This is a genomic window from Paraburkholderia sp. BL6665CI2N2, assembly GCF_004366535.1.
Lineage (GTDB): Bacteria > Pseudomonadota > Gammaproteobacteria > Burkholderiales > Burkholderiaceae > Paraburkholderia.
In genome coordinates, this window is sequence record NZ_SORC01000001.1 from 405,689 (window position 1) to 430,745 (window position 25,057).

General features: G+C 61.4%; 21 protein-coding genes. 10 read left to right on the forward strand and 11 right to left on the reverse strand.

Annotated features, from left to right (window positions below; all coding sequences use genetic code 11):
* Window positions 1–134: 134 nt before the first annotated feature.
* The 5 genes from asd to leuC all read right to left on the reverse strand — a co-directional run bounded on the left by asd (window position 135) and on the right by leuC (window position 5,162).
* Window positions 135–1,256: an aspartate-semialdehyde dehydrogenase gene (asd, locus tag B0G81_RS01765; protein WP_134132956.1), complete on the reverse strand. Its 1,122-nt coding sequence runs from the start codon at window positions 1,254–1,256 to the stop codon at window positions 135–137.
* A gap of 364 nt (window positions 1,257–1,620) precedes the next feature.
* Entirely contained in the window at window positions 1,621–2,688 is a 1,068-nt protein-coding gene (gene leuB, locus B0G81_RS01770) for a 3-isopropylmalate dehydrogenase (protein ID WP_134132960.1), read from the reverse strand.
* A 158-nt stretch (window positions 2,689–2,846) separates the two neighbouring features.
* A complete protein-coding gene (gene leuD, locus B0G81_RS01775) occupies window positions 2,847–3,500 on the reverse strand; it encodes a 3-isopropylmalate dehydratase small subunit (RefSeq protein WP_116122652.1) in 654 nt (217 codons plus the stop codon).
* Between the two features lie 87 nt (window positions 3,501–3,587).
* Window positions 3,588–3,746: an entericidin A/B family lipoprotein gene (locus tag B0G81_RS01780; protein ID WP_116122653.1), complete on the reverse strand. Its 159-nt coding sequence runs from the start codon at window positions 3,744–3,746 to the stop codon at window positions 3,588–3,590.
* A gap of 6 nt (window positions 3,747–3,752) precedes the next feature.
* Window positions 3,753–5,162 (reverse strand): 3-isopropylmalate dehydratase large subunit, encoded by a 1,410-nt coding sequence (leuC, locus tag B0G81_RS01785; RefSeq protein WP_134132964.1) that lies wholly within the window; start codon window positions 5,160–5,162, stop codon window positions 3,753–3,755.
* A 933-nt stretch (window positions 5,163–6,095) separates the two neighbouring features.
* Here leuC and B0G81_RS01790 point away from each other — a divergent pair.
* From B0G81_RS01790 to B0G81_RS01805, 3 genes are all read left to right on the forward strand, one after another.
* Window positions 6,096–6,671, forward strand: a complete 576-nt coding sequence (locus tag B0G81_RS01790; RefSeq protein ID WP_134132967.1) for a cytochrome b — start codon at window positions 6,096–6,098, stop codon at window positions 6,669–6,671.
* Window positions 6,672–6,719: 48 nt separating this feature from the next.
* Window positions 6,720–6,980 carry a VIT1/CCC1 transporter family protein gene (locus B0G81_RS01795; RefSeq protein ID WP_243856336.1) on the forward strand — a complete coding sequence of 87 codons (261 nt, stop codon included), beginning with the start codon at window positions 6,720–6,722 and terminating at the stop codon, window positions 6,978–6,980.
* 1,361 nt (window positions 6,981–8,341) lie between these two features.
* A complete protein-coding gene (locus B0G81_RS01805; protein WP_134132975.1) occupies window positions 8,342–11,443 on the forward strand; it encodes an acetoacetate--CoA ligase in 3,102 nt (1,033 codons plus the stop codon).
* Window positions 11,444–11,642: 199 nt separating this feature from the next.
* Here the strand turns inward: B0G81_RS01805 and B0G81_RS01810 are convergent, their stop codons facing one another.
* Entirely contained in the window at window positions 11,643–12,098 is a 456-nt protein-coding gene (locus tag B0G81_RS01810; protein ID WP_134132980.1) for a helix-turn-helix domain-containing protein, read from the reverse strand.
* 239 nt (window positions 12,099–12,337) lie between these two features.
* On the opposite strand from B0G81_RS01810, the gene B0G81_RS01815 reads away from it, so the two are divergent.
* Window positions 12,338–13,276 carry an SDR family oxidoreductase gene (locus B0G81_RS01815; protein ID WP_134132984.1) on the forward strand — a complete coding sequence of 313 codons (939 nt, stop codon included), beginning with the start codon at window positions 12,338–12,340 and terminating at the stop codon, window positions 13,274–13,276.
* A 200-nt stretch (window positions 13,277–13,476) separates the two neighbouring features.
* Window positions 13,477–14,097, forward strand: coding sequence for an NAD(P)-binding domain-containing protein (locus B0G81_RS01820; RefSeq protein ID WP_134132988.1), 621 nt, complete (start codon window positions 13,477–13,479; stop codon window positions 14,095–14,097).
* Between the two features lie 51 nt (window positions 14,098–14,148).
* On the opposite strand, the gene B0G81_RS01825 is transcribed toward B0G81_RS01820, so the two are convergent.
* Window positions 14,149–14,517, reverse strand: a complete 369-nt coding sequence (locus tag B0G81_RS01825; RefSeq protein WP_116122660.1) for a helix-turn-helix domain-containing protein — start codon at window positions 14,515–14,517, stop codon at window positions 14,149–14,151.
* A 111-nt stretch (window positions 14,518–14,628) separates the two neighbouring features.
* Between B0G81_RS01825 and B0G81_RS01830 the strand changes: the two genes are divergently transcribed.
* The 3 genes from B0G81_RS01830 (at window position 14,629) to B0G81_RS01840 (ending at window position 16,652) form a co-directional block, all read left to right on the forward strand.
* On the forward strand, window positions 14,629–15,363 hold the full coding sequence (locus tag B0G81_RS01830) for an SDR family oxidoreductase (RefSeq protein WP_134132992.1): 735 nt from the start codon (window positions 14,629–14,631) through the stop codon (window positions 15,361–15,363).
* A 70-nt stretch (window positions 15,364–15,433) separates the two neighbouring features.
* A complete protein-coding gene (locus B0G81_RS01835) occupies window positions 15,434–16,036 on the forward strand; it encodes an NADPH-dependent F420 reductase (RefSeq protein ID WP_134132995.1) in 603 nt (200 codons plus the stop codon).
* A 220-nt stretch (window positions 16,037–16,256) separates the two neighbouring features.
* Window positions 16,257–16,652 (forward strand): nuclear transport factor 2 family protein, encoded by a 396-nt coding sequence (locus B0G81_RS01840; protein ID WP_116122663.1) that lies wholly within the window; start codon window positions 16,257–16,259, stop codon window positions 16,650–16,652.
* A gap of 224 nt (window positions 16,653–16,876) precedes the next feature.
* On the opposite strand, the gene B0G81_RS01845 is transcribed toward B0G81_RS01840, so the two are convergent.
* From B0G81_RS01845 to B0G81_RS01860, 4 genes are all read right to left on the reverse strand, one after another.
* Window positions 16,877–17,683: an oxidoreductase gene (locus B0G81_RS01845; protein WP_134132999.1), complete on the reverse strand. Its 807-nt coding sequence runs from the start codon at window positions 17,681–17,683 to the stop codon at window positions 16,877–16,879.
* 35 nt (window positions 17,684–17,718) lie between these two features.
* A complete protein-coding gene (locus tag B0G81_RS01850; protein WP_134133004.1) occupies window positions 17,719–20,859 on the reverse strand; it encodes an efflux RND transporter permease subunit in 3,141 nt (1,046 codons plus the stop codon).
* Window positions 20,856–21,971 (reverse strand): efflux RND transporter periplasmic adaptor subunit, encoded by a 1,116-nt coding sequence (locus tag B0G81_RS01855; protein ID WP_134133007.1) that lies wholly within the window; start codon window positions 21,969–21,971, stop codon window positions 20,856–20,858. Before B0G81_RS01855 ends, B0G81_RS01850 begins: the two co-directional genes overlap by 4 nt.
* 84 nt (window positions 21,972–22,055) lie before the next feature.
* Window positions 22,056–22,673, reverse strand: a complete 618-nt coding sequence (locus B0G81_RS01860) for a TetR/AcrR family transcriptional regulator (protein ID WP_134133010.1) — start codon at window positions 22,671–22,673, stop codon at window positions 22,056–22,058.
* Between the two features lie 75 nt (window positions 22,674–22,748).
* Here B0G81_RS01860 and B0G81_RS01865 point away from each other — a divergent pair, with 75 nt between their 5' ends.
* Together B0G81_RS01865 and B0G81_RS01870 are read left to right on the forward strand one after the other, a co-directional pair.
* Window positions 22,749–24,209, forward strand: coding sequence for a TolC family protein (locus B0G81_RS01865; RefSeq protein WP_134133014.1), 1,461 nt, complete (start codon window positions 22,749–22,751; stop codon window positions 24,207–24,209).
* 130 nt (window positions 24,210–24,339) lie between these two features.
* The gene (locus B0G81_RS01870) at window positions 24,340–24,870 is read left to right on the forward strand and encodes a TetR/AcrR family transcriptional regulator (RefSeq protein WP_243856337.1); all 531 of its coding nucleotides are present in this window, start codon (window positions 24,340–24,342) and stop codon (window positions 24,868–24,870) included.
* Window positions 24,871–25,057 lie beyond the last annotated feature (187 nt).

The window sequence follows — 25,057 nt, forward strand, 5'->3', positions numbered from 1 at the left end:
CTCCTGGCGCGTCAGCGCGCAGCCCTTTTTTGCGGTTGGAAAGAGACAAGATAATCGGAGCACACAATGAAAAAAGCGCCGCGCAAGCGCGACGCTTCTTGAGTTTTCTACGCGTCGTGAGCGCGTAGTTTACTTTACTTGTCGAGCACAATGCGAAGCATGCGACGCAGCGGTTCCGCGGCGCCCCACAACAGCTGATCGCCGACCGTGAAAGCCGACAGATATTCGCCGCCCATCGCCAGTTTGCGCAGGCGGCCGACCGGCACCGTCAGCGTACCCGTCACCACTGCCGGGGACAGATCGCGCATCGACGCTTCGCGCTCGTTCGGCACGACCTTAACCCAGTCGTTGCCCGACGCGAGGATGCTGTTCACTTCGTCCAGCGGCACGTCCTTATTCAGCTTGATGGTCAATGCCTGCGAGTGGCAGCGCATAGCGCCGATCCGCACGCACAGGCCGTCCACGGGAATCGAACCCGGCGTGCCCATGGCCGGCTTGCCGAGAATCTTGTTGGTTTCCGCGCCGCCCTTCCATTCTTCCTTCGACATGCCGTTGCCGAGATCCTTGTCGATCCACGGAATCAGCGAGCCGGCGAGCGGCACGCCGAAGTTGTCGGTCGGCATGCGGTCGCTGTTCATCGCGGCGAGCACGCGACGGTCGATATCGAGAATCGCCGACGACGGATCCGCCAGATCTTCCTTGGCCGCGCCGTACAGCGTGCCCATTTGCTGCAGCAATTCGCGCATGTTTTGCGCGCCCGCGCCCGAAGCGGCCTGATACGTCATGGCCGTCATCCAGTCGACGAGGTTTTCGCGGAACAGGCCGCCGAGCGCCATCAGCATCAGGCTAACCGTGCAGTTGCCGCCGATGAAGTTCTTCTGGCCCTTGACCAGCGCGTTCTTGATCACGTCGAGGTTGACCGGATCGAGAATGATGACGGCGTCGTCCTTCATGCGCAGCGACGAAGCCGCGTCGATCCAGTAGCCGTTCCAGCCCGCAGCGCGCAGCTTTGGGAACACTTCGTTCGTGTAGTCGCCGCCCTGGCACGAGATGATCGCTTCGCACTTCTTCAGGTCGTCGATGCTTGTTGCATCTTTGAGCTTGGTCTCGTTTTTGGCGAACGACGGCGCGTTGCCGCCCGCGTTGCTGGTGCTGAAAAACACCGGTTCGATAAGATCGAAATCGCCTTCCTGCTGCATGCGTTGCATCAGGACGCTGCCGACCATGCCGCGCCAACCTACGAGACCTACGTTCATGACTTCATACCCTTCGAATGGAAACTTCCCCGCATCTTTGCCCGCAGTGACCGCGCGGGGAAGATGAGCGGGCACGACGGACGATCAGCGTTTCGTGATCGTTTTCGGGGTAATCGTTTTGGTGGTGGTAATGGCGAACTCAACCGCACGGGCCGTTTTGCCGTGCAGTGTCGAAATCGAGGAGATTTGAGCTGTATGCGCCATCGCCACAATATACACGAAAACCGGAATCCGGCGACGTCAATGTCCGCCGTTGCCGTCCGTCGCTGTTGTCTGAATTACGCGCGAATCGGCCTGTTTCGAGGCAGATTCGCGCTTTAACGACCATATGTGAACCTGACGACCGCTTATCTTGCCTGCGAGCTTACAGCGCTGCGACAACCGCGTCGCCCATCGCGACAGTGCCGACCTGCTTGCAACCCGGCGTGAGAATGTCGCCGGTACGATAGCCCTGTTCGAGCACCTTTTTGACCGCGCTTTCGATGCGATCCGCCTGCTCCGCCTTGTTGAGCGAATAGCGCAGCATCATGGCCGCCGACAGAATCGTGGCGAGCGGGTTCGCGACGCCCTTGCCGGCGATGTCCGGCGCCGAACCGTGCGACGGCTCGTACAAGCCCTTGTTGTCCTTGTCGAGCGAGGCCGACGGCAGCATGCCGATCGAACCCGTCAACATGGCCGCTTCGTCGGAAAGAATGTCGCCGAACATGTTGCCGGTGACAACCACGTCGAACGCCTTCGGCGCCTTCACCAGCTGCATCGCGGCGTTATCGACGTACATGTGCGACAGTTCGACGTCCGCATATTCCTTCGACACGTCGATCATCACGTCGCGCCAGAACTGCGAGGTTTCGAGCACATTGGCCTTGTCCACGCTCGTCAGCTTCTTCTGGCGCTTTTGCGCCGCCTGAAACGCGACGTGCGCGATACGGCGCACTTCGGGCTCCGAATAACGCATCGTGTCAAAGCCTTCCTTCGCGCCTTCGAACAACCCGTCCGGCGACGAACGCACGCCGCGCGGCGCGCCAAAATAGATGTCGCCGTTCAGTTCGCGCACGATCAGGATGTCGAGGCCCGAAACGATCTCTTCCTTCAACGACGACGCGCCCGTGAGCTGCGGATAGCAGATCGCCGGACGGAAGTTCGCGAACAGTTGCAGGTGCTTGCGCAAACCCAGAATGGCCTGCTCCGGACGCAGCGCGCGTTCGAGCGAGTCGTACTTCCAGTCGCCGACCGCGCCGAACAGGATCGCGTCGGCCTCTTTCGCCAGCGCCAGTGTCGAATCGGGCAGCGGGTGGCCCTTCGCTTCGTAGCCCGCGCCGCCAACCGGCGCTTCTTCGAGTTCGAACTTTTCGCCGAGCACGTTCAGAACCTTGACGGCTTCCTTGACGATTTCGGGACCGATGCCGTCGCCCGGCAACACTGCGATTTTCATGCGAATTCCTTGAGGTTTGCTTCGAGACTGTTGAGTGCCCCTGGACCCGTCGCTTCGCGCCAACCAGCCGCGCGGGACAAGAAAAGTCGGAGCGGCCTTGGCGTTTTTCTGAGAACTTGAATCAGCGGGCGGGCCTGGTTAGACCCTGACGAACGCCCTTAACCGACGATGCGGTGATTCAGCCAGGGCTGCTTCGCAATACGCTCCGCTTCGAACTGGCGAATCTTGTCCGCGTGCCGCAACGTGAGGCCGATGTCGTCGAAACCGTTCAGCAGGCAGTATTTGCGAAACGCCGCGACTTCGAACGGATATTCGGTGCCGCCGTCCGACGTGCGCACGACTTGCGCCTCGAGATCGATCGTCAGGCTGAAGCCGTTGAACGCATACGTTTCGTTGAACAGGTGATCGACTTGCTGCTCAGTCAGCACGATCGGCAACACGCCGTTCTTGAAGCAGTTGTTATAGAAGATGTCGGCGAAACTCGGCGCGATCAGCGCGCGAAAGCCGTATTGCTCCAACGCCCACGGTGCGTGCTCACGCGAGCTGCCGCAGCCGAAGTTCTTGCGCGCCAGCAGCACCGAAGCGCCCTGATAACGCGGCTGGTTCAGCACGAAATCCGGATTCAGCGGACGCTTCGAATTGTCCTGACCCGGCTCGCCGTGGTCGAGGTAACGCCATTCGTCGAACGCGTTCGGCCCGAAACCCGTGCGCTTGATCGACTTCAGGAATTGCTTCGGAATGATCGCGTCCGTGTCGACGTTCTCGCGATCGAGCGGCGCCACGACGCCGGTGTGTACGATGAATTTATCCATGACGCTTGCGCCTGTTCCAAGACCGGGCAATGCGCGCGGCGGCCGGAAAGCCGCTCGGCGCAAAGCCGGCAAAAAATCAAAAACCGCTTATTTTTCAGCGTGGTTGCTGATCGAATTGCCGAGGTGCGACATGTCCTCGCCGAATCCGTGCACCGTGTTGCAACCGGCCAGACCGAGCAATAGCCCAGCCAGCGTACCGAGAGCGAAGCGGCGCAATAGAGTGGTGCGATTCATGTTCTTCATCATGCGTGTTTATCCAAGCTTGCGAATATCGACGAAATGCCCTTCGATGGCCGCAGCCGCAGCCATTGCGGGGCTCACGAGGTGGGTACGGCCACCGGCGCCCTGACGACCTTCGAAATTCCGATTCGACGTGGACGCGCAACGCTCGCCCGGATCCAGCCTGTCGGCGTTCATGGCGAGACACATCGAGCAACCCGGTTCACGCCATTCGAAACCGGCATCGGTAAAGACCTTGTCGAGGCCTTCACGTTCCGCCTGCGCCTTCACGAGACCCGAACCCGGCACCACCATGGCCAGACGAATGTTCGGCGCCACGCGGCGGCCCAGCTTCTTCACGACGTAAGCCGCGGCGCGAATGTCCTCAATGCGCGCGTTGGTGCACGACCCGATGAAGATTTTATCCGGCTTGATCGATTCGATCGGCGCATTTGGTTCGAGCGCCATGTATTTCAGCGCGCGCTCGATGGCGTCGCGCTTGACCGGGTCTTTCTCGCGATCCGGGTCCGGCACGTAGCCGTCCACGGCCGTGACCATTTCCGGCGACGTGCCCCATGTGACTTGCGGCACGATCTCAGCGGCGTTCAGTTCGACCACGCGGTCGAATTGCGCGCCTTCGTCCGACCTGAACTGCTTCCAGTACTCGACCGCGCGATCCCACTCCACGCCTTCCGGCGAGAACGGGCGGCCCTTCAGATATTCGATCGTGGTGTCGTCGACCGCGACCATGCCGGCGCGCGCGCCTGCTTCGATCGCCATGTTGCAGACCGTCATGCGGCCTTCCATGGAGAGCGCGCGAATGGTCGAACCGCCGAACTCGATCGCGTAACCGGTGCCGCCTGCCGTGCCGATCTTGCCGATGATGGCCAGCACGATGTCTTTCGCGGTGCAACCGCGCGGCAACGCGCCTTCGACCTTCACCAGCATATTCTTGCTCTTCTTCTGCAAGAGCGTTTGCGTGGCCAGCACATGCTCGACTTCCGACGTACCGATGCCATGCGCCAGCGCGCCGAACGCGCCGTGCGTGGACGTGTGCGAGTCGCCGCAGACGATCGTCATGCCCGGCAGCGTAGCGCCCTGCTCCGGCCCGATGATGTGCACGATGCCCTGACGCAGATCGTTCATCTTGAACTGCGTGATGCCGTAGGCGTCGCAGTTCGAATCGAGCGTATCGACTTGCAGCTTGGAAACCGGATCGGCGATGCCGTGGCTGCGGTCGGTGGTCGGCACGTTATGGTCCGAGACCGCCAGGTTCGCGCTAATACGCCACACCGGACGCTTGGCCAGCTTCAGGCCTTCGAACGCTTGAGGGCTGGTGACTTCGTGCAGCAGGTGACGGTCGATATAGAGAATCGTCGTGCCGTCTTCTTCCGTGTGGACCACGTGTGTGTTCCACAATTTGTCGTAGAGAGTCTGTGCCATGGTATGCGGGTAGTAATGACTTCGGGCTAACTGTGTCGGTCGATTATGCCACGCAGAACCTCGCTCCGGGCCGCTGAATTTCGCGAAAAACCGATAAAAAACAGGGAGTTGGGTGGTAGTGACGATACCTGTATCGGCGTTACCCGGCAAGGGCGCACGCGTAAGCCCGTTGCTTGCAAACGAAATCTGTTCCGGTGCGAACAAACCTGTTCGTTGGAAATGGAACAAAGAAAGCTGCTCTGGCGCGAAGACCCGTCTATTGCTTTGCGGATGAATGTGTACGGGACCGTCTCATTCCATCGACTGCGCAAACTTTTCTCCGCGCTTTTAAAAGACTATGTTGGGACGCGTGACCTACTTCTTTCGCGCGCTGTAATGTGCGCTGGACGCAGCGGCACCGGTGCAATTGCGTAACGGTTAGCTCGCGCGACAGCTTGAGGCCGGTCGATCTGAGACGCTCACCGCCCATCTCGGTGCGCCATGACGAGACGGTCGATAGCTTTTGCGAACGGACCATGATTGTTCAGTTAGCTGCCGTTCGATAATTCGGTGACGGGTCTGTCGACCAGCGCAGATGTTCTGATCAATTTCCGCAACTGCCGAATCATCGAAATGCTAGCTCTACCGGCGGAGTGTCAACGTGATCGAGTTGCGGATCCCCGTTTTCGGAGGCGACCCCGCCGGCATGCTGCTTTGAGTAGCGCCGCGTAACAACGTCAAATTTGCTGACATCGCATGTTGACGGCCATGCGGAAACAGCAGCGGAGTCGAGCATCCGGATCTTCTCGCCGAGCGTCAGCTTTCCTTAAGGTAAGGTCGCTAGCATCCGCTGGATTTTGCAGTGTTTTTCTTCGAGTTATCGATCCAATATTGGCAGGCTGCGCGCCTCATCAATTCATCAATTCATCAATTTGCGACAACTTGAGGAGCAGAATGGCTAAGGTTTATGGAATGAGACGGCCGGCATACGATGCAGTCGCGCGCACGCTGCACTGGCTGACCGTCCTGTTGGTCGCCGTGCAGTTTGTGATCGGCTGGACAATGCCGGATGTCCACAGAGACACGCAGCCCGTTAATCTGATCGCCTGGCATCTTGGCGTGGGCGCAACGCTCGTCGCGGTGATGGCGATCCGGGTGGTCTGGCGATTGACACATCGGCCCACGCCGGACCAGCTGCCGCCGCTACTCAGCGTCGTTTCGCGCATAACGCATGTTTTGCTCTACGCCGCCCTGGTGCTGGTGCCGCTGCTCGGCTGGATCAACGCATCCTCGCGCGGCTGGTCGGTCCGCTTGCTGGGTGTCGTGCCTTATCCAGCACTGAGTGAACCGGGCTCGGCCCTTGGCCACGAGATGGGGGATGTGCACGGCATCCTCGCGTGGGTGCTCTTAGCATTGATTGGTCTGCATGTCGTCGCAGCGTTGTTCCACCATCTTGTTCTGAAAGACCACGTGCTGCAGCGGATGCTACCCCACTCAGGGTCGTCGCGCGACGAGGTTCGAGACCGCTAAAGACTGCCAATGCCCTGTGCCATATAGAACCGCATCGCATCAAGACGATTGGCTGGCTGCGCCGAGGTACTGGGCGCGAATGACCGCATCATTTCGAAGGCAAGTCTGATAACCGCCGTCGCGTCCGCGCACGCCGAGCATGCCCATCTGGTGCATACCGGCCTGTCGGGCTTGGTAGCCACCGCGATGTCGATGGCGAGAGACGAGTATGTATCCGGCTCGCTGCAGGCCAGATACCGAAACAGCAGCGCTCGCCGAAGATCCGGCGGAGCTCGAAGCGGATGGCGCGCGAGCATCCTTCGTCGGTAATGGTCGGATCGTCGTGGACGGCCATAACTGGGTTCGGCTGACAGTATCGACGATGCCTGTGCACTAAAACTGGCGATACGTGCCAGAGGGCTCGCGAACCGGCGGCTTAATGTTTGCGCGGCTGACGCTCGCGCACGTTGTGTCGAACGCCTGTAGGGGATCACCTGCTGCCGATCGCGGCCTTCCAATGGTTCAGGCATCGCGTGCCGACCGCATGACGCAGCACGCGGCGAGGAACGGCGCTTTGCCCCCGGTTAATGAACGCCCATTGATGAGATATGAGTCGCCAGTTCGCGGGGGCGACGGCGCGGGCGATTCGGAAGACGAGCCAACATCCGTTTTCGAGTGCTGAGCTTTTACGGCATGACATGACGGTTGGTCCGCAGGACTGACTCGTATTGTCGGGGTCTGTCGGCTCGGGCATCGTCATCATAGGCAGGGAGCAGTTTGTAAGCGTCATACGAGTTGGCACAGTCGTTGCGCGAAGGCAGAGACTAATAGGGCTCTTGCTATGTCTGTCATCCTGATCGTTGACGACGACTCGGATTCGTTATGGCTACTCCAGGTTGTTTTAGAGGGGCGCGGCCACCACGTCGTACTCGCTGACGATGGACATCCGGCGTTGGAGATTGCAAGTCGTTACCTTCCCGATGTAATTGTCACTGACTGGAACATGCCATGCATGGACGGGGACGTCCTGTGCGAGCGGCTCAGGTGTTATCCGGCGCTGGCCCTGATTCCGATCATCATGACCTCGGCGCAGTCTGCGCCATCAGATAGAACCGGGCTATGGAATATTTTTTTCCGCAAGCCTGTCGATATCGAACTACTCGCGACGACCGTCGACTCCCTGGCGGCAAAGCGCTTGGAAAACAGGTCAATCCGACCTCACTGTGGGGCCACGCCGCTATGTAGGTGGCCTGCGGAAGCTCTGAAGTACTGGGCATAGCAGCGTCGCATTTGACGCGACAGGCAGCGGTAATATTTGCGCCGAGGAAGGACTGCGGCGCGGGCGGCGGACTAAAGCTTGCCGAGGTATTTCTTCCCTAACGGATCCGTGTTGAGCGAAACCGGTCAGTGGTGTGAGGACAACAAACAAAAGTCGTTGCCGCGTTCCAGAAGAGTAAAGGACACGGGCAACTCAACTTCGCTTACGAAAAAAAGGATTTGTGCGATTGCGCACAGTCGAAAAAACAGAGGAACTCTAGCCTAAGCGTCGGAAATCACATGAGGCGCTTCATGCGTTCTGCGATTGGGGTCTCGATGACGTGGAGGAATCTCAGGAAGTCCCTTAACAAAGCAAACACTCCGCCGCGCGATCGGACCTGATCGACACTTGCGGTCGCTATCGGGAGCTTTAGATGGATCTTCTTGACGAGTTCGATACCGCACGCCAGTCAGGTGAGACAGACGCGCGAGTACCAATTTATGAGTGCACGCCCGAGCGCATCGCGACATCGCAAATGACTGCGTTTACCGTGGCGCTCGAGGCGCATACGGGTCGCGTCTTTGCGGACTACGCGGCATTGCACGACTTCTCCGTGCGAGAGCACCGAACGTTCTGGCGCTGCTTCGTGCAGTGGGCAGACGGGCTCGATTGCACTGGGGAAGCCGAACCCGTCTGTGTCGGCGACGACTGCGAGCATGCGCGCTTCTTTCCGCATCTCGAACTGAACTATGCGAACAACGTGCTCGGCTTGTCAGTGGCTGGGGCCGACGCTCCAGCCGTAATCGGATATCACGCTGACGGCCGCCGCGTACGCCTGACGCGTGGCGAACTGCGCGACCGCGTGGCGCGGCTCGCGCACTCGTTGTCGGAACTGGGACTTCAAGAAGGCGATCAAGTCGTCGGCGTGATGCGCAACGACACGGAGGCCATCGTAGCCGCCCTGGCTGTCACCGCGCTAGGCGCTACGCTGTCGACCGCCGCGCCCGAGATGGGCGTCGAAACAATCGTCGACCGCTTTGCGCCGCTTGCGCCGCGGCTCCTGTTTGCGCACACGGCGACGCGAACCTTCGATACCGGCGCTCCGTTAGCGGGCAACGTTGCCGCTCTGGCGGAAGCATTGCCCTCGGTGCAAGGCATCGTCTGTCTTGACGAAGGACACTTGCCAGACACCGTCAGACAGGCGGTTTATTCCGTCGACGCGCTGGTCGACGCCGGCGACGCCGGACGCTTCGTATGGCGTCGTTTCCCCTTCGACCATCCGCTTTTCGTCATGTTCTCGTCGGGCACGACCGGCAAGCCGAAGTGCATCGTGCATGGCGCCGGCGGCACATTGATCGAGCACCTGAAGGAGCATCGTCTGCACTGCGACCTGCGGCCGGGCGATCGAATGTACTTCCATACCAGTTGTTCTTGGATGATGTGGAACTGGCAACTGTCCGCGCTCGCGTCTGGCGTCGAGATCGTCACCTACGACGGCCCGATTTCCTCGGTCGACACGTTATGGCGGTTAGTGGCGGATGAACGCGTGACTGTATTCGGCACGAGCCCCGCTTATCTGAAGATGTGCGAAGAGACGGGTCTGATTCCCGGCAGCCAGTTTGATCTCAGCGCACTGCGGGCAATGCTTTCGACCGGCGCTGTGCTGTACGACTCGCAGTTCGAGTGGGTGCGCGACCGTGTAAAGCCGCTGCCGTTACAGTCGATGTCCGGCGGCACTGACATACTCGGCTGCTTCGTGCTGGGTAATCCGAACTTGCCGGTCTACGCGGGCGAAGCGCAGTGCAAGAGCCTCGCGCTCGATGTTCAGTCGTGGACGCGTGGGGCTCGCGCGAACGGCATCGGCCAACTGGTCTGCGTCAATCCTTTTCCGTCCCGTCCGATCGGATTTTTCGGTGATACCGACGGCGCGGCGCTTCATTCCGCCTATTTCGCGGCCAACCCAGGTGTCTGGACCCATGGCGATCTCATCGAGTTTTCGCCGGGAGGCTCTGCACGGCTGCATGGCCGGTCCGACGGCGTACTGAATGTGCGTGGTATCAATGTGGGACCGGGCGAAATCTATCGCGTGCTGAACGACATACCGGGTATCCGCGAAGCAATGGCGGTCGAACAGCGATCGTGCGAAACGACAACCGGAAACCCGTCCACGCATGGAGAGCGGTTCGACACACGCGTGGTATTACTGCTGGTCTTGCAAGAAGGAATCGCGCTGACCAGCGCACTGGTTGCTCAAATACGCCGTGACCTTGCGCGGCGTGCGTCGGCGGCGCATGTGCCGGACCGCATCATCGCAGTCGACGCGCTACCGGTAACGCACAACGGCAAACTATCCGAAGCAGCAGCGCGCAACGCGGTCAACGGGCTACCTGTCTTCAATACCACGGCGTTGCGCAACCCCGAGTGTCTCGACGCAATTCGCAACCACTCCGCGCTAAATCATGCGGCCCGTGAGTTGCCACCGACGGGCAGGTCGCGCCAACAACTCGAACAGTATTTGCAGGTGCAATGGGAAAACCTGTTAGGGTTCGGGCCGATATCCCGGGACGACAATTTCTTTGAGCTGGGCGGACATTCGCTGCTCGGGGTCCGGCTGCTGAGCGACCTCTCAACTTTGACGGGACGGACGATTCCGCTTGCTACGCTGCTGACTGCATCGACGATTGCACGCCTCGCTGAAGTGATCGATGACAGCGCGCCGCCGCCATCCTCGCCTATCCTCGCGCCGGTACGCACCGGTACCGGCAACGCGCTATTTCTCATGCACAGCTTGAGCGGATCGGTGATGGAGTGCTGGGCGCTGGTTGCCGCGCTGCGTACTTCGCGCCCGGTCTATGGTCTGCAGGCACTCGGCCTCGACGGTGATGAGCCGGTACAGAAGCGCGTGGAGGACATGGCTCGCGGATATATCGAACAGATGCGCAGGGTCCAACCGAACGGGCCGTACGCATTGGCTGGCTATTCGTTCGGCGGGCTGGTCGCGCTGGAGGTGGCGCAGCAGCTTTTTCTGGCTGGCGATCAAGTTGAGCTTTTATGTCTGCTTGACACCTACGTCAATGAGCGCTGTTTGCCCTGGAGTGCGTGGCTTCGCTACCAGCGTCGCTACTTCGCAGGACATGGGCGCAGGCTGCGCGAACTGCCGGCGTCACAGCGTCTGCGGTATTTGACGGCGAAGTTCGGGGGCGCAGTCGATCACGTGAGGATGCGTGCCGGGCGCGTTGCCCTTCGGCCGGATCCAAATACCGAGGGAATGCCGCCGACGTTGCGTCGCGTGCGCGCGGCACTGCGCGCAGCGATGAGCGCCTATCGGCCGCTGCCTTATCGCGCAGGCCCCATCGTTTATTTGCGCGCGGTCATTCCGGAGCGGGATCTTGGCGACCCCCTTCCGCTATGGAAGCGGGTCGCGCGCGCGGGATTGGTGGTCGTCCAGATCCCTGGTGGCCACCCCGATATGATCACCGAGCCGAACGTACGAATCGTTGCAACTGCACTTGACGATGCGTTGGCACAAGCTTGACATCGACGGCAGGGGTACCTGAAGCACTTCTCGCGGTCTGACTGGCATGTGGCACAGTCCTGTCACGACGGAAAGCGCCCTTCGTATCGAGTGTCGTTCGCTATCCAACGTCTGAGCCCGGTCATTCACCAAAGACACCGTGCACCTGTCAGCTCGACCACTGCGCAAAATCTACGAAGAATGACCAGGTGCGTCCTGCTCATTCCTTGCTCTCAGGAAAGAGACATCCGCCATTGCGGACCAGCGCCTTTATCTCTTCGCCCACCTGCAAGGGGCTTCCGCGTAAACGAGCAACGAAATCCTTGCGACGCCGCACATACGACTTCGAATCGTGCTTCGCGCTCCAAAGGACGATGCTAAGCACGACGGGAATGAGGTCCAGGCCCTTCTCGGTCAAAGTGTAGAAGTCCTTACGCCTGTCATTAGGGCTGGTCGCCTTCAAGAGAATTCCTTGCTCCTCCAGAAAGGCAAGGCGCGAAGCAAGCACATTGGTCGCGATTCCCTCTTCCGATTTCAGGAACTCGCCATACGTCTTCTTGCCGACGAAAACGATATCGCGAATGATCAGCAGCGACCACCGGTCGCCGAAGATCTCCACGCCGTAGTTCACTGCGCAATGGGACCGAACGTCTTCTTTGGATGTCGTCGTCTTCATGGCTGGATTTTAACATTGCTTGCGTAACGCAAGTAAATTCCCTTGTTTACTTGTTTTTTGCAAGTAATGTGGCTAGCATGGTCGTTCGGGGTACGGGCACCGCTTACCTCACCAGGAGACTGCGTGATCACTATCAGCATCATCGGCGCAGGCGGCATGGCCGCGGCGATCGGCGGCCCTCGGCTTAGTGCGCCCGTACCACCGCTTCTCGCATCACATCGCCTATAAGGAGCAATAACATGCACGTTTTCGTCACCGGCGGCACCGGTCATATCGGTCCGTACATCATCTCCGACCTCATCGCCGCCGGGCACGAGGTCACCGGCTTAGCCAGGTCGGACAAGTCCGCAGCGGCGGTGTCCGCGCTCGGCGCCAAGGTGCGTCGCGGAGATATCTCAGACCTCGATGGGCTCAAGGCGGCTGCGGCGCAGGCCGACGGCGTCATCCACATCGCGCATAGGCAAGACCTGCTTCCCTCCGGCGGACTTGACGCCGTGGCCGCTGCGGAACTTCAGATCATGCTCGCGTATGGCGAGGCACTGGCCGGAAGCGGAAAGCCGCTGGTCGTGTCGGCAAGCATCGGCTCTCCCGGGTGGGAAAACCTGGGCCGGCCAGCCACCGAGCAGGACCCGGCCCTTCCCGGCGGCGATGCATACAAGGGGACTCTGCGAGTTCGCAATGTCGTGGAGCTCACCGTAGTCGGTCTCGCGGAGCGGGGCGTGCGGTCTTCGGTCGTGCGGATTCCTCCTATTGCACACAGTGCGACCGATACCGGCTTCCTCCCGCTGCTGATCGGGCTCGCGAAGGAGAAGGGCGTCGTCGGCTACCCCGGGGACGGCGCGAACCGGTGGCCGGCCGTGCACAGCCGAGATCTCGCTTCCTTGTTCCGCCTCGCGCTGGAGAAGGGTCCGTCTGGCAAAAGCTGGCACGGGATTGAGGGCGAGGGCATCCGGTTCCGCGAGATCGCCGAGGCTATTGGCAGCCGTCTGGGCTTGTCGGCGGTGAGTATTCCCGAGGACGTACTGATGCTGCCTGGATACTTTGGATTCCTCGCGAATCTGGTCACGCTGGACCTCCCGGCGTCCAACCTCATCACGCGCCAGACCCTCGGCTGGGAGCCTGCTCAGCCCGGCCTGCTTGAGGATCTCGACAATGGCCACTACTTCCCGGCCGTCTGAGTTGAGCTGAGGCAGGAAGCCGAGTCGCAACGAACCCGGCGGACAGCAATGTCGCGACGCCGTGATTTATCCGCGAAGACTCTGCCGACCCAGCGATGGCATGAGGGACGGCCGACGCGGCTCGGCGCACACAAAACATTCACCGGGGGATGCCCCGTTTTGAAAGTATGAGCACCGCTTAACTGACCAGGAGACTGCACATGAGCACTATCAGCATCATCGGCACAGGTGGCATGGCCACGGCGATCGGCGACCGCATCGCCAAGGCTGGACACACCGTCGAGGTGATATCCCGCGACGCTGCCAGGGCGCGGGCGCTGGCCGACAAGCTCGCAGCTGGGGCGACCACAGGGACGTACGGCGTCGCGCCGGCGGGCGACATCGTCATCCTCGCCGTGCCGTACGGCAGTGCGGCGGCGGTGGTGACCGAGTTCGGCGAGGCGCTCGGCGGCAAGGTGATTCTCGACATCACCAACCCGATCGCCCCCGACCTCACGGGCCTCGTCACCCCCCACGGCAGTTCTGGTGCGCAGGAGATCGCCAGGAGCGCCCCCGCCAGCGCGCATGTCGTGAAGGCGCTCAACACCCTCTTCGGCCCGGTACTTGCGCGGCGTGGACGCCTCGACGCGTTCATCGCCGCTGACGATCCGAAGGCCAAGGCGCGGGTCTCTGCCTTCCTCGAAAGTCTCGGGCTGCGTCCGTTCGATGTCGGCGGCCTGCACATGGCCTCGACGCTCGAGTCGCTCGGCCTGATGCTCATCGGGCTGGCCAAAAACGGCGCCGGCACCTTCGACATCGCCTTGAACGTCGATGTCGGCTGAATCAACACCAACGCGGAGGGTCGTCCGACTCCACGGTTCTTCAGCATCCCGCTAACGCAACCGGTCCCGCTCGGCAAGCATGCTCACCATTTCCGCCATGTTCTCGGTGCCCCAGGTACACAGCGGAACAATCTTGTCGGCCAGACTGCGGCCTAGCGGGGTCAAGGCGTAGTCCACGCGCGGTGGCACCTCCTTGTAGTCGGTCCGCGCCAGCACATGATCGGCCTCCAGTTCCTTCAATTGCTGGATCAGCACCTTGGCGCTCACGCCGTGGACGTTGCGCTTGAGCTCGCCGTAGCGCTTCGGGCCGTCGAGCAGGAAGTACAGGATCAGCGGCTTCCACTTGCCCGAGATGATGCTGAGCGTGGCGGCCAGCCCGTAGGAATAGCGCCCGCCGCAGTTTTGAGAACAGTCAGTCATTTTCGTGGTTACCAAAAGGTGCATACTTGTTCTTAGGTTATCAGAACTGCATACTCGTCTCAAGTAAGCAGTTCCTCTGCTTCCGTACAACTCCAAGGAAGGATGCACCTCATGACCAGGTTGAATGGACAGACCGCAGTGATCACCGGCGGCGCCACCGGCATCGGCCGCGCCGCAGCAAAGCGCTTTATCGAGGAAGGCGCCTTCGTCTTCATCTTCGGCCGCCGGCAGGAAGCGCTCGACGCCGCCGTGGCAGAGCTCGGGCCTAATGCCCGCGCGGTGAAGGGCTCGGTCTCGGACGAGGCCGACCTCGCCCGACTCTACGCGGCGGTGAAGGCCGAGCGCGCAAGCCTGGACATCGTCTTCGCCAATGCCGGGGCGGGAAGCCAGCTTGCGCTCGGCAAGATCACCGCCGAGCACATCGACGAAACCTTCGACACCAATGTGAAAGGCACGATCTTCACGGTCCAGCAGGCGCTGCCGCTGATGGGCGAAGGCGGTTCAATAATCCTGACCGGATCGAGCGCCGGCACCACGGGCGCCCCGGCAATGAGCGCCTACAGCGCGAGCAAGGCGGCCGTGCGCAACCTCGCCCGGACTTGGGCAGAGGAACTGAAGGGCACCGGCATCCGGGTGAACGTGCTGTCGCCCGGGGCAACGGCGACCGAACTCGCTAAGGAAGCGCTAGGCGAGGAAGGCCAGAAGGTCTTCGCCTCGATGACTCCGCTCCAGCGCATGGCCGATCCGGCGGAGATCGCAGCGGTGGCCGCCTTCCTCGCGTCGCCGGACAGCAGCTTCATGACCGCCAGCGAGGTCGCCGTCGACGGCGGCCTGGCGCAAATCTGACGCTACGCCCTACGGCGCTCCATTCGATTACTCGGAGCGCCGTAGGGCTCGGTAAACCAAAGGAAAATATATGAGCTACGCAATCATCGGCTTCGGCAAGATCGGCCAGGCCCTGGCCAAGGCGTTTGCCCGCAACGGCATGGAAGTATCCGTTGCGACCACTCGCGACCCGGAAAGCTTTGCATCCGCTGCGGCCGCAATTGGACCTGAGATCATTCCCAAAAGGCTGGCGGAAGCCGTCAAGGCGGACATCATCTTTTTGGCGGTCCGTTTCGAGTCGCACCGGGATGTCGCAAAGGCGCTGCCCACCTGGCAGGGGAAGACCATCGTCGATGTGACCAATGCCTACGGCGTGCCCCCTGAGCAACTGGGAGGACAGCCCTCTTCCAGGGTCGTCGCGCACGCCTTCACTGGCGCAAGACTGGTCAAGGGCTTCAATCATCTGGGCGCTGCTGTACTTGAGCAGGATCTGGCCGTGCACGGTGGCAGGAGAGTCGTGTTCCTCGCGAGCGACGACGACGGCGCCGCAGCGGAGATCAGCGCGCTTGCGGAAAATCTCGGTTTCTCGCCGATCAAACTTGGTGGACTTTCCGAAGGTGGACTGCTTGTGCAGGCGCGCGGAAATAGCTGGGGTCAACTGGTCTTCAAGGACCTGGTCAAGTTCGACCGATAAATCGTTATCGCGAATCTTTATGCGATCCTGGCTCGTGGACAAACGGCGACCGCCGTTTTATTGAGGGGCACACGTCTCTCACGTCGTTCAACCCGGAAAACCTGTCGCGGGTCGAGGGAATAGAGACTGTCCGACGTCAGGGACGCGATCGTTCCCTCGCTTGCTTCAGTCGTGGGTCTACTTCGATCGTATCCGATGCAACAGTAATGGAGAGAGTTCGATGAGCACGCAAGAGAATGTCCAGATTGTGAAGGATTTTTTTGCAGCAATGGGCCGCTGCGATAAGCAAGGTCTGCTGGCGATTTCTGCCGAAGACATTGAGTGGATCATTCCGGGCGAGTGGCCGCTAGCCGGCACACACCGCAGACACGCCGGATTGGCGGATTTGCTTCAGAAAGCTTCAGAAACGGTGGAAACATCATACCCAGAGTCCCCTGAATTCGTAGCGCAGGGCGACAGGGTTCTGGCCGTCGGCTTCGCCACGGGCAGAATCAAAGCCACGAACAGGAGGTTCGAAGACCATTGGATCTTCGCCATTACCGTTCAAAATGGCAAAGTGACGAAGATCCGGGAATATATCGACACACTTGCACTCGCGCGGGCCTCCGAACCTTAAAGCTGAAGCTGGCGATGAATCCAACAACAATAGCCAATCAGTTGGGTCGAACTGAGTACGTCGATATCACGGGCAGCCACGTTAGTGCGGTTACTTACCTCGTTGAGACGAGAACTCATGGAGCTTCACATGTGTGATTCACACTGTTCGTTCCAACTAAAATGGGGCGTTCAGAAACAGGGGCTCGTCGAACATTGGCCACGTGTGATGCGTGGACGAGCACTTCAACCAAGTCCGAATGTTTTTCTCAAGCTTGAATCGACGGGACCAGCGGGCATGAAGCGGCGTAACTTGCTCAGCAACGACGCCTGTCCGGCAGGCGTGCGACGCATCCGCCAGGCGCCAAGCGCCGCTTCGACAATGGTGTTTGCCACGCCTTCGGGCTCGGGCGCACCTTTGACGCTGTTCACGACTGCGCTTGATGCAAGGGCACGCTCCCGGTCATAGTCGGCGATTTTCGAACCCGCCTGGGGCGCATTGATGTCGAGATTGGTTCTGGTAAAGGACGGCTCGACCACCGCTGCGCGTATGCCGAACTGGCGCACTTCATGATCCAGGGTTTCGGTCAGCCCCTCGACGGCATGCTTGGTAGCCGAATAAAGACCCATATACGGAGCCGGTAAAAAGCCGAGCACCGAACTGACATTGACGATCCTTCCGCCACGTTGTGCCCGCATGTGGGGAAGTACCGCGCGTATTGTGCGCAGGATGCTGAATACATTGGTGTCGAACAGCGCCGCGGCCTCGGTAACAGAGGCCTCCTCCACCGCACCGATCAGACTCGTTCCCGCATTGTTGACGAGCACATCGATACGCCCCGCGCGATTGAAGATGATCTGGACTCCGGATTGAACGGAGGCGTCGTCGCGAACATCCATCTCGACAAGCTCGACGCCGGAGATAGGCGTCGCTTTTGCGATGCTTCGCACGGTGCCGAACACGCGGCAACCGCGCCTGGCAAACTTCTCGGCGGCGGCGCGTCCGATACCGGATGACACACCGGTCACGACGACAACGGTAGAGTTCGACATTGCAATTTCCTTCGATACAGTGAATTGATTGTGTTTTAACCGCGCACGTCGAGCGCATCCTGTGGCATCTGTTCGGAAGGTGATGTCCGCTCATGCCGGCCTTGTTGCGAACCTGCGGCATGGTCGGGCCTGATCCTGAACCAGATCGAATACATGGCCGGCAGGAAGACCAGGGTCAGAATCGTTCCTGCAAAAGTGCCGCCGATCAGCGTGTACGCAAGGGTTCCCCAGAACACCGAATGCGTTAGCGGAATGAACGCAAGAACCGCCGCCATGGCGGTCAGGATCACCGGGCGGGCACGCTGCACGGTGGCTTCGACAACGGCATGGAACGGATCCAGTCCGGCGTGCTCGTTCTGGTGAATCTGCCCGATCAGGATCAGCGTGTTTCGCATCAGAATCCCCGACAGCGCGATGAGGCCGACCAACGCGTTGATGCCGAACGGCTGCCGGAACAGAATCAGCGTCGGCACTACGCCGATCAAACCGAGCGGACTGGTGAGGAACACCATCACCATCGCGGAGATCGAGCGCACCTGGAAAATGATGATGATGAGCGTAACCGCCAGCATGATGGGGAAGAGCGGCAACATGGCTTGCGTCGCTTTAGCCGATTCCTCGATGGAGCCCGCCTCTTCGATACGGTAGCCGGCCGGAAGCCTGGCGATGACAGGTTGCAACTGCCTGGTGATTGCAGTCGATACGTCCGGCGGCTGCAGGTTGTCGGCAATGTCGCCGCGTACCGTGATCGTCGGCACACGATCGCGCCAGCGCATGATCGGTTCCTCCATCCGCACGTCGACCTTGCCCACCTGCGACAGCGGAATGCGTTGCCCGTTCGCGCCGGCCAGCGTGAAGTCGCCGAGCCGTGCCGGGTCGAGACGCACGTCGCCGGCCGAACGCGCGACGACCTGCACGGTTCGAATATCCTCACGCACGGCGGTGACGGGCACGCCGGTAAGAAGGAATTGCAGTTGCTGCGCTACGGCGCTGGACGTCAGCCCCACCGCCTGCAAACGATCCTGCTGCAACGTGAAGTGCAGCGTGGGTGAGCGCGTACCCCAGTCAGCGTTGACCGTGCGCATCATCGGGCTGGCCTCGATGCCCTGCTCAACTTCTCCCGCAATACCGCGCAGCTTGTCCGGGTCGGGACCGGAGATACGGTAGGCGACCGGGTATGGCGAATACGGACCGAATACGAGTTGCGTGACCCGCACGCGCGCCTCGGAGGCGAGACCGTTGGCGACTGCCTGACGCAGTCGCTGCTTCAACGCGTCGCGTTCATCCTGGCTGTCCGTGCGCACTACGATCTTGGCAAACGACGGATCGGGCAGTTCCGGTCCCATCGCCAGGTAAAAGCGGGGCGCGCCTTGCCCGACGTACGCGGTGACGATCCTGGCTTCCTTCTGCTTCGCTAGCCACGCTTCGACCTTCGTCGTGGCGGCGCTGGTTTGCGAGATCGACGTGCCATAGGGCATCTGCACTTCGACCAGCACTTCAGGACGGTCGGAGATCGGGAAAAACTGTTTTTTGACCACGCCCATGCCGAGGATGGCCAGGACGAAGAGGCCCACGACCGAACCGGCAACCAGCCATTTGCGCGCGATGACGCGCGTGAGCAGCTGACGGAAGCGGTTGTAGCGCGGCGTGTCGTAGATCGCGTCGTGACCGCCTTCGACCTTTTTGAAGTCGGGCAGCATCTTCACACCCAGGTAGGGCGTGAAGACCACGGCGACGACCCACGATGCGATCAGTGCGATGCCGACGATCCAGAACATGTTGCTGGTGTATTCGCCGGCCGTGGAGCGCGCGAAGCCATTGGGCATGAAGCCGACGGCGGTCACCAGCGTGCCCGCCAGCATCGGCGCGGCCGTATGACTCCACGCGTAGGCGGAGGCGGCGATGCGGCTGTAGCCTTCCTCCATCTTCACCACCATCATTTCGATCGCGATGATCGCGTCGTCCACCAGCAGGCCGAGCGCCAGGATCAGGGACCCCAGCGTGATGCGGTCAAAGTTTTTGCCGGTTGCGGCCATCACGACGAATACCACCGCGAGTGTCAGCGGTACGGCCGCGGCAACGACCAGGCCCACGCGCCAGCCCATGCTGACAAAGCTCACCAGCATGACCACCAGCAGCGCGACGAAAAACTTCACCATGAACTCGTCGACCGCCGAATGAATGTTGACGGCCTGATCCGTGACCTTGGTCAGGCTCATGCCCAGCGGCAGCCCGGCGTTGATGGCGCCGACTTCGCCGTCCAGTGCCTTGCCGAGGTCGAGTCCATTCCAGCCGTCGCGCATGACGATGCCCAGCAGCAGTGCAGGTTCGCCGTCGTTGCGGATCATGAACGTCGCCGGATCTTCATAACCACGCGTAACCGTGGCAATGTCCGACAGCTTCAGCGTGCGGCCCTGCGCGACGACCGGCGTGTCGCGGATTTTCTGCAGGTTGTCAAAGGCACCGTCCAGGCGAATGAACACCTCCGGACCTTTGGTCTCCACGGAGCCGGCCGGCGTCAGGGCGTTCTGACCGTTGAGTGCGGCGAATACGTCCTGGGGGCTCACGCCCAGCGTGGCCAGGCGGTCATGTGAGAGCTGGATATAGATTCGCTCCGACTGCTCGCCGATGATGTCGACCTTCTTCACGCCCGGCACGTGCAGCAACCGTTGGCGCAGCGACTCGGCATCGCGCACGAGCAGGCGCTGCGGCTCGCCCTTCGCCTTCAGCGCAAACAGCGCGAAGGTGACATCGGCATATTCGTCGTTGACCAGCGGTCCGATCACGCCTGAGGGAAGGTTGGCCGCCTCGTCGCTAATTTTTTTCCGGGCCTGGTAGAACTGCTCCTGCACTTCCGTCGGCGGCGTGCTGTCGAGCAAGGTCAAGGTCGTAAAGGCCAGCCCAGGCCGTGTGTAGGTTTCGGTCCGGTCGTACCAGCGCAGCTCCTGCATGCGTTTTTCGATCTTCTCGGCGACCTGATCGTGCATTTCCTGCGCCGTGGCTCCCGGCCAGGCGGTGATGATGGTCATCACCTTGACCGTGAACGCGGGGTCTTCCGCCCGGCCCAGCTTGAAGAACGAAACGAGGCCCGCCAGCGAGATCAGGCAGATCAGGAACAGGGTGATGGAGCGCTCGCGGACAGCGAGCGCCGACAGGTTGAAACGGCCTTCGCTCACGGACGGACTCCCTCGGAAGCGACGGCGACGGTTTGACTCGTCACCCGGACCTGCTCCCCTTCGCGCAGCAGTTGCGCGCCGAGCGCGACGATCCGGTCGCCTTGCTTGATCTTGCCGGCGACGCGGGCGCTATCGTCGTCAAGATGTTCGACAGTGACCGGCCGCCAGGAAACCTTTGCAGGTTCGCCGTTGATGACCCACACCCCTGGTCCCTTGCCCGCGTCGAACAGCGCGCCGATCGGCACCTGTAAGCCGCCTGGGACCGCGGAACGCGCATCCGGAATCTGGACCGTCACCGTGGCGCCCAGTGGGGCGTCGGCCAGCTCTCCTTGCAGCACATACCGCGCTTCGAAGGTCCGGGTACGCGGATCCGCCGCCTCCGAGAGCTGGCGCAGCGTCGCCGGTACGCTCGCGCCGCCGTTGCCGAACAGCGTGGCCTGGGCGACCGAACCGACGGCGGGGCGCAAGGTCTCGGGTAACTGGATCACAGCCTCGCGGCGCCCGGCGTGGGCCAGGCGCACCACGGGCTGTCCGGCGGTGACGACCTGGCCCGGTTCCGCCAGCGTTTCCATCACGACGCCATCGCCGTCCGCTACCAGCCCGGCATAACCCGTCGCATTGCGCGCGACGCCGGCGTCCGCCTCGGCCGCACTGAGCTGAGCTTTGGCGGCATCGGCCGCCGCCTTGATCTGGTCATAGGCCGATGCCGATATCGCGCCGGTGCCGCGCAGGTCGCGGTAGCGCTCTTCGTCCTGCGCCGTCTGCTGCGCCCGGGCTCGCGCGGCGGTGACCGCGTCCTGCCGGGCCTGCGCGGCAAGCCTTAGATCGACGGGATCGATGCGCATCAGCGGCTGACCACGCTTGACGGTTTGCCCGGCATCCACCAGCCGCTCCAGCACCTTGCCGGAGACGCGAAATCCGAGATCGCTCTGCACGCGCGCGGCGACGGTTCCGGTAAACGAACGGGAGGCGGGGATCGACGCCTGAGCGATGGCAGTGCGCACCAGGGGCGCCTCGGTGCGCGGATCGGTCGGTGCTTTTGCGCCGCAGGCGACTAGCGCAAGTGGCAGTGCACAGACGACTGTAGAGGTAGCAAGGCGACGCCGGAGCATGAAAGACCCATAAACGGAGTGATCGGGGCTTTCATTGTGGTTCTTGTGACCAAATTAGTCAATGGTCACAATCGAGAATTTCCGTCAAGGCGACAGACTGCGGAGCACAAGACTGGACAGTTGCGCAGGGGCGACCTTGGTGTAATCGAAGCTGTACTGCAGTAGCAATGGGTTGAGGTAGGGGCGCATCACCAGATAGATCGCCATCGCGGTCTCGTCGAGAGGCGTTTTGCGCTCGAAGTCTCCGCTCTGCCGGCCCTCTTGCAGGACGTCCTGAAGCAACTTCTGGATGCGCTCTTCGTACGAAACTACCGCCTGCCAGTTCTCTGTCGCCGCCGATGCGGCAATCTCGTAGAGCTTACGGTCCTGGAAAAAAAGCCGGAGGCTCGCTTCGGTGAATACGCTGAACATCCGCCGCAGCTTTTCTGGCGGCAGATCGGTCTGTGCGACGGCCGCCCTGACCTCGGTTTCGATCTCGTTCAGGCAGTTCGCGCAGATCATCTCGCCGATGGCCTGCTTGGACTCGAAGAACTTGTAGATGTAAGCCTTCGAAAAACCGATGGCTTTCGCGAGGTCGGAGACCGTCGTTTTCTCGTAGCCATACCGGCTGAAGTGCTCCGTGGCGGCGCCAACAATCTGGTCCCGCACTTCGTGGTCTGCGGGGCCGCGCGATGGGGCGGGAGGAGTGGTGGTGTTTTTCATGGGTATAGCATACAGGAGTAGACAACTAGTGACCATTTGGTATTATAGTCACAACCGGACTTTGCGAAGACGCTCATGCTACGTGTACACATCCTTGCTGCCGTCATGGCCGCCGGCCTCTCGGCAGGCTGCGCTGTAGGCCCCGATTATGTCCGGCCCAAGGTTGCCATGCCGGACCATTTCCAGGGCCAGGCCGCGGTGGATTACCGGCAAGCGGCGGCCAGTGCCGACCTTGTCACGTGGTGGACCGGCTTCGGCGATCCGCAACTTACACGATTCGTTACGCTCGCGCTGGAACAGAACCTGGACCTTGCGCAGGCCGCCGCTCGCGTCGCTCAGGCGCGCTCGGGCCTCGGGGCGGCGACTGCCGCGTTGCTGCCCTCCGGTAACGTCAGCGGTCAGGCGGCTAGAGTCTATCAATCTGTAGAAACCCCCTTGGGGCAGGTCCTGAATTCGACGCCCAATTTCGACCGTTACGGTAACGACTATGAGGCCAATTTCAACGCGAGCTGGGAATTGGACGTGTTCGGGGGACTGCGCCGCGGCCGGGAAGCGTCACTTGCCGAATATCAGGCCTCGGAAGCGGGCGCGGCGGCCACGCGCTTGGCTGTGGCGGCGCAGACCGCCGATATCTACATCACGATTCGCGGCTTGCAGGCTCGCCTGACGGTCGCCCGACGGCAGGTGCAGACGCAGCAGAGTCTGCTTTCGACCATCAACCTCCTGTATAGCAAAGGATTGGCGGCCGACCTTCAGGTGAGCCAGGCTGAAGGTGCGCTATCGCAGGTTCAGGCATCCGTCCCGGTCCTCGAGGCGGGTCTGGATGCAGCGATGAACGCGCTGGATGTAATGCTGGGTTCACAGCCCGGCACGCATCGAGCCGAACTGGTCGACGCTGGCGACATCCCGGTCGCCCCGCGGATCGCGGACACAGGATCCCCGGGAGAGCTGCTCAGGCGCCGGCCCGACCTGATCGTGGCCGAGCGTCGCCTTGCTGCATCGAACGCGCGCATCGGCGTGGCCATCGCCGAGTATTACCCCAAGGTGTCGCTCAGTGGACTGCTCGGCAGCGCCACCTCGGTGGCCAGCGGCAACCTGTTCAGTACCGGCGCCAATCAGGCCGCCGGCGTGCTCGGGCTGCGCTGGCGTCTGTTCGATTTCGGCCGCATCAATGCGCAGATCGAGCAGGCTAAGGGGCAGCAGGCGGAAATGCTGGCCGCGTATCGGCTCGCCGCGCTTCATGCAACCGAAGACGTCGAGAACTCATTCTCGGCACTCGTCAAGCGGGAGGAAGAGGCCACGGTACTCGCGCAGGGAGTGAACTCGCTCGGCCGGGCGCGAGCCGCCTCCTTCGCGGCCTATCAAAAAGGCGTCGTCAGCCTGATCGAAGTCTTGCAGGCCGACGACAACCTGCTACGCGCCTCCGATGAGCGGGTGCAGGCGCAAACGGAATCCGCACGCGCAGCGGTTGCCGCCTTCAAGGCGCTCGGCGGCGGATGGCAACCTCGCGAATCCGAAGCGGTCGCCATCAAATAGCAACCCTACGCGCCCCACGATTTGCCGGTAGCGTGGATTCTGGCCATCGTTCTTTGCCATATGAGCGCTTTGCCGCATGCCACACAAACGAACGACGCGAGCCGAAAGTCGCGAGCGAACCCGGCGGCGCTTGCTGGACGCAGCAGCGTCGAGCATCGCCGAAAAAGGGTTTGCCGCAACTAGCGTGGAGGATATCGCAGCCCAGGCCGGCTATAGCCGTGGCGCGTTCTACTCGAATTTCAACAGCAAGAGCGATCTATTCGTCGAACTGCTCCGGCTCGATCACCAGAACATGCAAGAAAGCTTGCAGAAGCTGCGAGACGCCGCACCGCCCGGCGAAAATCTGCAAGCACAGCTCACCTTGTTGTACGCGCAGTGCTATCGCGACAACAACAGTTGCATCATCTGGGCTGAGGCACGTTTGCATGCCATGCGTGATGCGAAATTCCGCCGACATGTGAACGCCCTATACCTGCAAAAGCACGACATGGTCGCGTACTTCCTTGAGCAGTTATGCAAGCGCCTCAACATACGGTTGCCGGGTCCTTTCGCCGACCAGGTGCTCGGCGTTATCGCATTGATCGACGGCATCCTCTGCTTCAACATGACCATGCCCGATGATCTGTCGGACGCTTCGGCCGAAGCAGAATCGCAGTGGTGATCCGACCGCGTCGCGAGACTCCGCGCTCGACCCATTTCCTGCCAGTTGAAACGTTGAAGGCGCTACCGATGTCAGCAGCCATTGCGAGCAGCGATGGAGGCAACCCGCCGAGCGCCAGAACAGACTTGGTTTGCAAAGAACCACCGCCGCCTGCTGCACCGCCGTGCAAATGCAGGCTCAGTGCGCG

Bases quoted from the DNA above. Each gene is read 5' to 3' on its own strand.
- B0G81_RS01840 (WP_116122663.1), top strand. From the start codon at position 16,257: ATGAGCACGCAAGAGAATGTCCAGATTGTGAAGGATTTTTTTGCAGCA.
- asd (WP_134132956.1), bottom strand. From the start codon at position 1,256: ATGAACGTAGGTCTCGTAGGTTGGCGCGGCATGGTCGGCAGCGTCCTG.
- leuC (WP_134132964.1), bottom strand. From the start codon at position 5,162: ATGGCACAGACTCTCTACGACAAATTGTGGAACACACACGTGGTCCAC.
- B0G81_RS01780 (WP_116122653.1), bottom strand. From the start codon at position 3,746: ATGATGAAGAACATGAATCGCACCACTCTATTGCGCCGCTTCGCTCTC.
- B0G81_RS01845 (WP_134132999.1), bottom strand. From the start codon at position 17,683: ATGTCGAACTCTACCGTTGTCGTCGTGACCGGTGTGTCATCCGGTATC.
- B0G81_RS01815 (WP_134132984.1), top strand. From the start codon at position 12,338: ATGCACGTTTTCGTCACCGGCGGCACCGGTCATATCGGTCCGTACATC.
- B0G81_RS01790 (WP_134132967.1), top strand. From the start codon at position 6,096: ATGGCTAAGGTTTATGGAATGAGACGGCCGGCATACGATGCAGTCGCG.
- B0G81_RS01825 (WP_116122660.1), bottom strand. From the start codon at position 14,517: ATGACTGACTGTTCTCAAAACTGCGGCGGGCGCTATTCCTACGGGCTG.
- B0G81_RS01820 (WP_134132988.1), top strand. From the start codon at position 13,477: ATGAGCACTATCAGCATCATCGGCACAGGTGGCATGGCCACGGCGATC.
- B0G81_RS01835 (WP_134132995.1), top strand. From the start codon at position 15,434: ATGAGCTACGCAATCATCGGCTTCGGCAAGATCGGCCAGGCCCTGGCC.
- B0G81_RS01865 (WP_134133014.1), top strand. From the start codon at position 22,749: ATGCTACGTGTACACATCCTTGCTGCCGTCATGGCCGCCGGCCTCTCG.
- leuD (WP_116122652.1), bottom strand. From the start codon at position 3,500: ATGGATAAATTCATCGTACACACCGGCGTCGTGGCGCCGCTCGATCGC.
- B0G81_RS01810 (WP_134132980.1), bottom strand. From the start codon at position 12,098: ATGAAGACGACGACATCCAAAGAAGACGTTCGGTCCCATTGCGCAGTG.
- B0G81_RS01805 (WP_134132975.1), top strand. From the start codon at position 8,342: ATGGATCTTCTTGACGAGTTCGATACCGCACGCCAGTCAGGTGAGACA.
- B0G81_RS01860 (WP_134133010.1), bottom strand. From the start codon at position 22,673: ATGAAAAACACCACCACTCCTCCCGCCCCATCGCGCGGCCCCGCAGAC.
- leuB (WP_134132960.1), bottom strand. From the start codon at position 2,688: ATGAAAATCGCAGTGTTGCCGGGCGACGGCATCGGTCCCGAAATCGTC.
- B0G81_RS01830 (WP_134132992.1), top strand. From the start codon at position 14,629: ATGACCAGGTTGAATGGACAGACCGCAGTGATCACCGGCGGCGCCACC.
- B0G81_RS01855 (WP_134133007.1), bottom strand. From the start codon at position 21,971: ATGCTCCGGCGTCGCCTTGCTACCTCTACAGTCGTCTGTGCACTGCCA.